The sequence below is a fragment of the Hydrogenophaga sp. GW456-12-10-14-TSB4 genome (assembly GCF_059424305.1).
In genome coordinates this window covers 1-8,092 of sequence record NZ_JBWKZH010000119.1, presented here as the reverse complement: position 1 = coordinate 8,092, position 8,092 = coordinate 1, and the positions used below count along the sequence as shown (strand labels likewise).

The following is an 8,092-nucleotide window of genomic DNA, read 5'->3' as shown; positions in this document are numbered from 1 at the left end:
CGGTGGGGGGGGGGGCCGGCAGGGGTGGTCGTGGTGCTCATGAGCAGGTCAATCAGAAGAATCAAAACGCGCGAGGTGAGGGCTTCATGGCAAGCGCAGCGAAGCCCCCTCCAGGCCACCGCGGAACCGGCTTTGCCGGGCCGCCAGTGGCGCCCCCCTCCGGGGGGTGACGCCGCAGGCGGCGCGGGGGGCGAATTTGTCGCCGCTTATGCGGCGACAAATTCGTTCCATTTCCGGACCATGTACTCGTTCTCGTCCATCACCGCGTTCCAGCAGGCGATGCCGCCCATGCGCGCCTCGTAGCTGCCGCCGTCGCGCACCGCGCCGGCCTTGGCCAGCACGTCGCCGTTGGGGCTCTTGATGTCCTGCGAGGCGGGCTTGCCTTCCATCCAGTAGGCCCACTCGTAGGCTTCCATCTTGGCCTTGGCGGTGTCGAGCACGGCGCTGTAGTAGCCCTGGCGGTTCAGGTAGGCGCCGGCCCAGCCGTCGAGGAACCAGTTGATGAACTCATAGGCGCCGTCGAGCTTGCGGCCACTGAGCGTGGCCGGCAGACCGAAGCCCGCGGCCCAGGCGCGGTAGCCCTCCTTGAGCGGCTGGAAGTTGCAGGCGATGCCCTTGGTGCGCACGGCGGTCACGGCCGGGCTCCACATCGACTGGATCACCACCTCGCCCGAGGCCATCAGGTTCACCGACTCGTTGAAATCCTTCCACAGCGCGCGGAACTGGCCGGCCTTCTTGGCTTCGATCAGGGTCTTGATGGTCAGGTCGATCTCGGCCTTGCTCATGTTGCCCTTGTCCTTGTACTTGTGGATGCCCTTGGCTTCCACCACCATCGCGGCGTCCATGATGCCGATCGAGGGAATGTTCAGGATCGCGGCCTTGCCCTTGAACTCGGGATTGAGCAGCTCGGCCCAGCTCTCGATCGGGCGCTTGATCAGGTCGGGGCGGATGCCCAGCGTGTCGGCGTTGTAGACGGTCGGGATCAGCGACATGAACTGCGTGGGCGACTTGGCGAACACCTTGCTTTTCTCGCCCTCGAGAAAGATCACCTTCTTGGGCGCGGTGCCCTGGTCGCCCACCGCCTTGCCGGCCACGGTGCCGGTGGTGAACAGCGGCGTGATCTTGTCGGCGTTCTTGATCTTCTTCGTGTCGATGCCCTTGAGGTTGCCGGTGGGCACGATCTTCTTGAGCGAGAAGTACTCGGTGTCGATCAGGTCGAAGCTGTTGGGCGCGGTCACGGCGCGTTTGGTCACGTCGTCGGTGGTCACGGCCACGTACTGGATCTCGATGCCGGTGTCGGCCTTGAACTTCTCGGCGATGGCCTTGTCCTGGTTCACCGCCGTGCCCAGGTAGCGCAGCACGATCTTGTCCTGTGCATGGACGGCCGGCGCCAGACCGGTGGCCAGGATGCCGGCCATGCCGGCGGTGCCCTGCAGCAGGCTGCGGCGGCTCAGGCCGGTCGGAGCGGAAGGGGCGGGCGCGTCGTGATCGGTGTGCGACATGGGAAATCTCCTGCTGTGCGGGGTGGTTGAGAAAAGAAGACGAAGAAACCCGGGCGCGCCTCAGGCGGCCAGGGTGGGGGGAAAGGTGTGGGCCTGCCAGGCGGCCCAGGTCATGCTGACCTGGTCACCGGGGGCGTAGGGCCGCTGGGCGAAGCTGGCCTCGGGCAGCATCACCGAGATGTTTTCGCCGGGCTGGCCGTTGTCCAGGTGCAGGCCGAGCAGCACATAGGTGCCCTGGTACTCGACGTCGCGCACCGTGGCGGGCCAGCCGTTGTCGCCGCTGGCCAGCGGTGCGAGCTGGATGTGGTCGTTGCGCACGGCCACCTTGCCCTGCGTGGTCTCCAGCACGTTGTGCCCGCCCATGAAGCGGGCCACGAACTCGCTGGCCGGGCGGTTGTAGACCTCGTGCGGCGGGCCCACCTGCTCGATGCGGCCCTGGTTCATCACCACCATGGTGTCGGCCAGCGCCATCGCCTCCTCCTGCGAGTGCGTGACGTGGATGAAGGTCAGACCCAGTTCCTTCTGCCAGCGGCGCAGCTCGGCGCGCATCTGGACGCGCAGGAAGGGGTCGAGCGCGGACAGCGGCTCGTCGAGCAGCAGCACGCGCGGCTGCGTGATGAGGGCGCGCGCCAGCGCCACACGCTGTTGCTGGCCGCCCGAGAGTTCGCCCGGCTTGCGTGCGCTAAGGTGGCCCATGGCCACGCGCGCCAGCAGGTCCTGCGCCTGTGCGTGGCGCTCGGCCTTGCCTACGCCCTTCATCTTGAGGCTGAAGGCCACGTTGTCCAGCGCCGAGAGGTGCGGGAACAGCGCGAAGCTCTGGAACATCATGGCCGTGCCGCGGCCCGCGGCCGGCAGGTGGGTGATGTTGCGGTTCTCCAGCAGGATGTCGCCGCCGGTGGTGGTCTCGTGGCCCGCGATCATGCGCAGCGTGGTGCTCTTGCCGCAACCCGAGGGCCCGAGCAGGCAGCAGTAGCTGCCGCTGGCGATGCGCAGGTTGATGCCGTCCACCGCCACGCTGCCGGCGGCGTACTGTTTGGTCAGCGCGATCAGTTCGATGCCGGCGGGCAGGGGAGGTAGGGCGTTCATGCGGACCCGTCTCGCATAACGCGTGCCAGCCCCTTTGCCTGGTGATTGCCCGTCTTTTGTACGCAATGCGACCAAGATTGCATACAAAGTTGCACCCGCTCTGTGCGCAGCGCACCAGTCTGTGGCTGCGGCGCCGCCCCGGTGCGCACGGCACTGGGCCGATAATCGATGCCATGCACATCCGATTCACCAAGATGCAGGGCGCCGGCAACGACTTCGTCGTGCTGGACGAGACGCGCGGCCGCCTGGGCCTGAGCGCGGCGCAATACCGCTTCCTGGCCGACCGCCATTTCGGCGTCGGTGCCGACCAGATCCTGAGCGTGCGCGCCTCGCCCGGGCGCGGCTTGGACTTCGAGTACGTGATCCACAACGCCGACGGCGGCCAGGTGGAGCAGTGCGGCAACGGTGCGCGCTGCTTCGTGCGCTACGTGCACGACAAGGGCCTGAGCACGAACAACCCGCTGCGCGTGAAGGTGATGAACGCCGAGCTGGAACTCAAGATGCACGCCGACGGCCGCGTGACGGTGGACATGGGCCCGCCGGTGTTCGCGCTCGACCGTGTGCCGTTCAGCGCCGAGGGCCTCACCGCCGAGCCCATGGGCGGTTTCGAGCGCTGGCCGCTCGCGCTGCCGTATGCCGGCGATGTGCCGGTGGCCGTGCTCTCCATGGGCAACCCGCACGCGGTGCTGCTGGTGGACGACGTGCAGGCCGCGCCGGTGCCGTCCTGGGGCCCCTGGATCGAATCGCACGAGCGTTTTCCCCGCCGCGTCAATGCCGGCTTCCTGCAGGTGGTGAGCCGCGGTGAGGTGCGCCTGAGGGTCTATGAGCGCGGCGCCGGGGAGACCCTGGCCTGCGGCACCGGCGCCTGCGCAGCGGTGGTGGCCGGCATCCGCCTGGGCCTGCTCGACGAGCGGGTGGACGTGCACACCCGGGGCGGCGTGCTCACCATCGAGTGGAAGGACACGCCCGCCCACGACCAGCCGGTCTTCATGACCGGTCCCGCCACCACCGTCTTCGACGGTGAGATCGATATCCCCGACCTCGCCTGAACCCGCCACCGACCCGCACACGCCATGAACGCCAACCACATCCCGCCCATCACCGAAGACGACATCGCCAACTACCTGGCGAACACGCCCGACTTCTTCGAGCGCCACGCCAGCCTGCTGGCGGCGGTGCAGCTGACCAGCCCGCACGGCCAGCGCGCGGTGAGCCTGCAGGAGCGCCAGGCCGAGATGCTGCGCGAGAAGATCCGGGGCCTGGAGCTCAAGGGCGCAGAGATGATCCGCCACGGCAACGAGAACACCGTCATCGCTGACAAGCTGCAGCGCTGGACGCGCGAGCTGCTGCTGACGCGCGACGCGCGCGAACTGCCCGAGGTGACCACCAAGGCCATTGCCGACCATTTTCTGGTGCCCCAGGTGGCCATCAAGGTCTGGGACGTCGAACCCACCTATGCAGAAGAAGCTTTCGCCCAGGGCGCCAGCGAGGATGTGAAGGCCTTCGCCTCGTCCCTCATGCGGCCGTACTGCGGCGCGAACCCGGGGCTGGAGGCGGCGCAGTGGCTGGCCGACTCGGCCGCGGCCGCCTCGCTCGCCCTGATCCCGCTTCGCGCGGGCATCGCGCCGCAGGCTTTTGGCCTGCTGGTGCTGGCCTCGCCCGACACCCAGCGTTTCGCGCCCGACATGGGCACCGACTTCCTGGAGCGCATCGGTGAGCTGACCAGCGCGGCGCTGTCGCGCCTGCGCCCCAGCTGATCCGCGTCCTGCGTTCATGAGCCCGCCCGAGCGCATCCTGGCTGCCCCGACAGGGGCGCTGGGCGATGACGCCGCGCTGGTGCAGGCCTACCTGAACCACGTCCGGGTGGAGAAGCGGCTGGCGGACCGCACCGTCATCCTGTACACGCTCGATCTGGAGCGCCTGACGGCCCATGCCCGCGAGACCGGGGTGGGGCTGAAGGCGGTCCAGAACGCGCACATCCGCCGCTGGATCGCGCAGATGCACGGTGCCGGGCGCAGCGCGCGCGGCATCGCGCTGATCCTCTCGGGCTGGCGCGGTTTCTATGTGTGGCTCGGGCGCCAGGGCCTGATCGACCACAACCCGGTGCAGGACGTGCGCGCGCCCAAGGCCGGCAAGCCGCTGCCCAAGGCCCTGGGCGTGGATGACGCGGTGCAACTGGCGTCGCATCACGAGGCGTCCGACGACCCGGCGCTGGAGGCGCGCGATGCCTGCATCGCCGAGCTGCTGTACGGCTGCGGCCTGCGCATCGGCGAGCTGGTGGGGCTGGACGTGGCGGCCAGCGGCCAGGCGCGAGGCTGGATCGACGCGCAGGACGGTGAGGCCCATGTGCTGGGCAAGGGCTCCAAGCGGCGCAGCGTGCCGGTGGGGCGGCAGGCGCTGGCGGCGCTGGCGGCCTGGCTGGTGCAGCGCACCGCCTGGGCCGGCGAAGACCCTGCGCTTTTCATCGGCTCGCGCGGCCAGCGGCTGACGCCGCAGCACATCCGCGTGCGGCTCAAGCGCCGCTCCTTGCTGGCCGGGCTGAGCACGCCGGTGCATCCGCACATGCTGCGGCACTCGTTCGCCAGCCACGTGCTGCAGTCCAGCGGCGACCTGCGGGCGGTCCAGGAGCTGCTGGGCCATGCCAGCATCAGCACCACGCAGGTGTACACCCGGCTCGACTTCCAGCACCTCGCGCAGGTGTACGACGCGGCCCACCCGCGCGCGGGCAGCCGCGCCGGCCAGGCGCCCGAGCCTCTGGAAGGGCAGCCCGTCACGCCGACGCCGCGCCCGCCGCGTTCCCGCTGAGGCATGTCCCTGATGCCCCCTGCCCGGGGCAATGCTTGTAGGATGCTGCACCGCCTTGCGCGATCGCTTTTTTTCACTTCATCCGGAGACACCCATGTTCAAGTTTCTCGCCGTGCTCAAGACCCTGATGCTGGGTGCCGTGCTGGCCACCTCCCTGCAGGCGAATGCCCAGGCCCAGGCCCAGCCGGCCGTCAAGGTGGTCTACCACCTGAGCGACGGCATCCCGCAGGCGACGCGCGCGATCCAGAACATCCGCAACCACCTCGCGGCCGACCCCACGGCCAAGATCGTGGTGGTGACCCACGGTGCGGGCATCGATTTCCTGCTCGACGGCGCCAACAACACCGCCGGCCAGCCGTTCTCCGGCGCGATCGGCGACCTCTCCGCTAAGGGGGTCGGCTTCTTCGTCTGCAACAACACCCTGGTGTCGCGCAACATCGACCCGGGCAAGGTGGCGATGGAAGCCAAGATCGTGCCGTCCGGCGTGGCGGAAGTCGCCCGGCTGCAGGCGCGTGAAGGCTTTGTCTATCTGCGGCCCTGATTTTTTCTGGTTGAGACCTCGCGTCGGGCCGGTGGCGGTGCCCGACTGCTCCGGCCCTGATCGCGGGCATCATCCCGGGTCCGCCAACACCCCCTCGTCAACACTTCTGTTGGCACGCCACCCTGTCGAGTGAAGCAAACCCCCGGGCCCGCTTTTTGCATACCCCGGAAGAGGCACAAAGCGCGAGGGTGGCATACACTTCCCGGTTGCCCATTTCGCCACCCCCTCATCTGCCAGCGCCTGCCATGTCACTCATCCCCGCGACCATCCTCACCGGCTTCCTCGGCTCTGGGAAAACCACGCTGCTCAAGCGCGTGCTCAGCGAGGCACACGGCCAGAAGATCGCCGTGGTGGAAAACGAGTTCGGTGAAGAGAACATCGACAACGAGATCCTGGTGGCCGACACCACCGAAAACATCATCCAGATGAGCAACGGCTGCATCTGCTGCACCATCCGCGACGACCTGCGCGCCACGCTGCAGGACCTAGCGCAGAAGAAGCGCAAGGGCGAGCTCGACTTCGAGCGCGTGGTGATCGAGACCACCGGCCTGGCCGATCCGGGTCCCGTGGCGCAGACCTTCTTCATGGACGACGAGATCGCCGAGCAGTACTTGCTCGACTCCATCCTCACCCTGGTGGATGCCAAGCACGCCGCCGAGCAGCTCAACGAACGCCAGGAAGCCCGCCGCCAGGTGGGCTTTGCCGACCAGATCTTCATCAGCAAGTCCGACCTCGTGAGCGAAGAAGACCTCGGCGCCCTCACGCACCGCCTCAAGCACATGAACCCGCGCGCCCCGATGCGCCCAGTGCATTTCGGGGAGGTGGCGCTCAAGGAAGTGTTCGACCTGCGCGGCTTCAACCTCAACGCCAAGCTCGACATCGATCCCGACTTCCTCAAGGTCGATGACCACGATCACGCGCATGACCACGGACACGACCATGCGCACGACCACCACGAGCACGAGCACGAGCACGGCGAGCACTGCAACCACCCCTCGCACCAGCACGACCACGGCGGCCACGGCCACCACCACCACCATGACGACGATGTGAAAAGCTTCGTCTACCGCGCCACGCGCCCGTTCAGCCCGGAGAAGCTCGAAGACTTCCTGGGCGCGATCGTGCAGGTGTACGGCCCGCGCATGCTGCGCTACAAGGGCGTGCTGCACATGCAGGGCACCGACCGCAAGGTGATCTTCCAGGGCGTGCACCAGCTCATGGGCAGCGACCTCGGGCCCGTGTGGGCCGAGGGCGAGCAGCGCGTGAGCAAGATGGTCTTCATCGGCATCGACCTGCCCAAGGACATCCTGGTGCAGGGTCTGGACCAGAGCCTGACCTGATGACCCTCATTCGCGCCGGTTCCCCACCCCGTCCGCGCCGGAGTTGAACGTGCGGTGTGTCTCGCTTCTCCAACGACGGGCCCGGCGTCCGGTGCGAGATTCCGGGAGGATCAGGCGAGGCTCGTTACAATCGCGGCCCAAGTTGGCCGGCCGGCCGCCCTCGCGGGCACCGATCGACCAATGCCGAGAGCCGTTCGGCAATGAGGGTATAACGTCGCATCCGGCGGCCCACAGTGATGCATCTCGGGCCCAGCCCGCCGCAGCGCACCGCCCGAGATCCCGCTTCGTCAGTCACTGAGAGGAGACCCGTTGTGAAAGCCCCGGCAACCAGGACAGCGAAATCAGGCAAACCCGCCGCGACGGGAGCCAAGGCACGCGCGTCGGCGGCGAAAAAGACCACAACGGTGGCCAAAACCCAGAAACCGGCCGCAAAGCCCGCGGCCAAACCCACTCGACCCATTGCCAAGGCGGCGGCCAAAACCGCGGCCAAGAAACCTCTGAAAACCCCTGTCAAGACCGCTGCAAAACCCGCCCCGAAAGCCAAGGCCCCGGCCAAACCGGTGGTGAAAGCGGCGGTCAAAGTGGTTGCCAAGGGCAAGGTGGCGGTGGCCAGCAAGGCACCCGCCCCCAAGGCCACGCCCGCCAAAACCGCCGCGCGCGCGCCGGTGAAGGCGGTCAAACCGGTGGTCAAGGCCGCTCCCAAAGCGGCTGTTCCCGTGACCCGACCGGTTTCCAAGGCCGCGCCAGCCGCTGCCGTCCCTGCACCCAAGCCTTCCAGCGCCAAACGCCCGGCGGCCCCGCCCCCGGTTGTGGTGGAG

At 68.1% G+C, this 8,092-nt stretch carries 7 protein-coding genes and 1 pseudogene; 6 read left to right on the top strand and 2 right to left on the bottom strand.

The window, feature by feature from the left end; translation table 11 throughout:
• Window positions 1-206: 206 nt before the first annotated feature.
• Both AC07ZS_RS29185 and AC07ZS_RS29180 read right to left on the bottom strand, forming a co-directional pair.
• Complete coding sequence (locus tag AC07ZS_RS29185) at window positions 207-1,502, bottom strand: ABC transporter substrate-binding protein (protein WP_494801935.1); 1,296 nt, start codon at window positions 1,500-1,502, stop codon at window positions 207-209.
• A 60-nt stretch (window positions 1,503-1,562) separates the two neighbouring features.
• On the bottom strand, window positions 1,563-2,588 hold the full coding sequence (locus tag AC07ZS_RS29180; protein WP_494801934.1) for an ABC transporter ATP-binding protein: 1,026 nt from the start codon (window positions 2,586-2,588) through the stop codon (window positions 1,563-1,565).
• A gap of 173 nt (window positions 2,589-2,761) precedes the next feature.
• Between AC07ZS_RS29180 and dapF the strand changes: the two genes are divergently transcribed.
• From dapF to AC07ZS_RS29150, 6 genes and pseudogenes are all read left to right on the top strand, one after another.
• Entirely contained in the window at window positions 2,762-3,637 is an 876-nt protein-coding gene (gene dapF, locus AC07ZS_RS29175; protein ID WP_494801933.1) for a diaminopimelate epimerase, read from the top strand.
• A 24-nt stretch (window positions 3,638-3,661) separates the two neighbouring features.
• Window positions 3,662-4,345, top strand: a complete 684-nt coding sequence (locus tag AC07ZS_RS29170; RefSeq protein WP_494801932.1) for a DUF484 family protein — start codon at window positions 3,662-3,664, stop codon at window positions 4,343-4,345.
• 16 nt (window positions 4,346-4,361) lie between these two features.
• A complete protein-coding gene (locus tag AC07ZS_RS29165; RefSeq protein WP_494801931.1) occupies window positions 4,362-5,393 on the top strand; it encodes a tyrosine recombinase XerC in 1,032 nt (343 codons plus the stop codon).
• A 94-nt stretch (window positions 5,394-5,487) separates the two neighbouring features.
• Complete coding sequence (locus AC07ZS_RS29160) at window positions 5,488-5,934, top strand: DsrE family protein (protein ID WP_494801930.1); 447 nt, start codon at window positions 5,488-5,490, stop codon at window positions 5,932-5,934.
• Between the two features lie 245 nt (window positions 5,935-6,179).
• Complete coding sequence (locus tag AC07ZS_RS29155) at window positions 6,180-7,274, top strand: CobW family GTP-binding protein (protein WP_494801929.1); 1,095 nt, start codon at window positions 6,180-6,182, stop codon at window positions 7,272-7,274.
• A 311-nt stretch (window positions 7,275-7,585) separates the two neighbouring features.
• A pseudogene (locus AC07ZS_RS29150) lies at window positions 7,586-8,092 on the top strand (transcriptional regulator); the annotation flags it as partial.

What these genes read in the sequence shown, in the direction of transcription:
- AC07ZS_RS29185 (WP_494801935.1), bottom strand. Translation starts at nt 1,502, where the DNA reads ATGTCGCACACCGATCACGACGCGCCCGCCCCTTCCGCTCCGACCGGC.
- AC07ZS_RS29180 (WP_494801934.1), bottom strand. Translation starts at nt 2,588, where the DNA reads ATGAACGCCCTACCTCCCCTGCCCGCCGGCATCGAACTGATCGCGCTG.
- dapF (WP_494801933.1), top strand. Translation starts at nt 2,762, where the DNA reads ATGCACATCCGATTCACCAAGATGCAGGGCGCCGGCAACGACTTCGTC.
- AC07ZS_RS29170 (WP_494801932.1), top strand. Translation starts at nt 3,662, where the DNA reads ATGAACGCCAACCACATCCCGCCCATCACCGAAGACGACATCGCCAAC.
- AC07ZS_RS29165 (WP_494801931.1), top strand. Translation starts at nt 4,362, where the DNA reads ATGAGCCCGCCCGAGCGCATCCTGGCTGCCCCGACAGGGGCGCTGGGC.
- AC07ZS_RS29160 (WP_494801930.1), top strand. Translation starts at nt 5,488, where the DNA reads ATGTTCAAGTTTCTCGCCGTGCTCAAGACCCTGATGCTGGGTGCCGTG.
- AC07ZS_RS29155 (WP_494801929.1), top strand. Translation starts at nt 6,180, where the DNA reads ATGTCACTCATCCCCGCGACCATCCTCACCGGCTTCCTCGGCTCTGGG.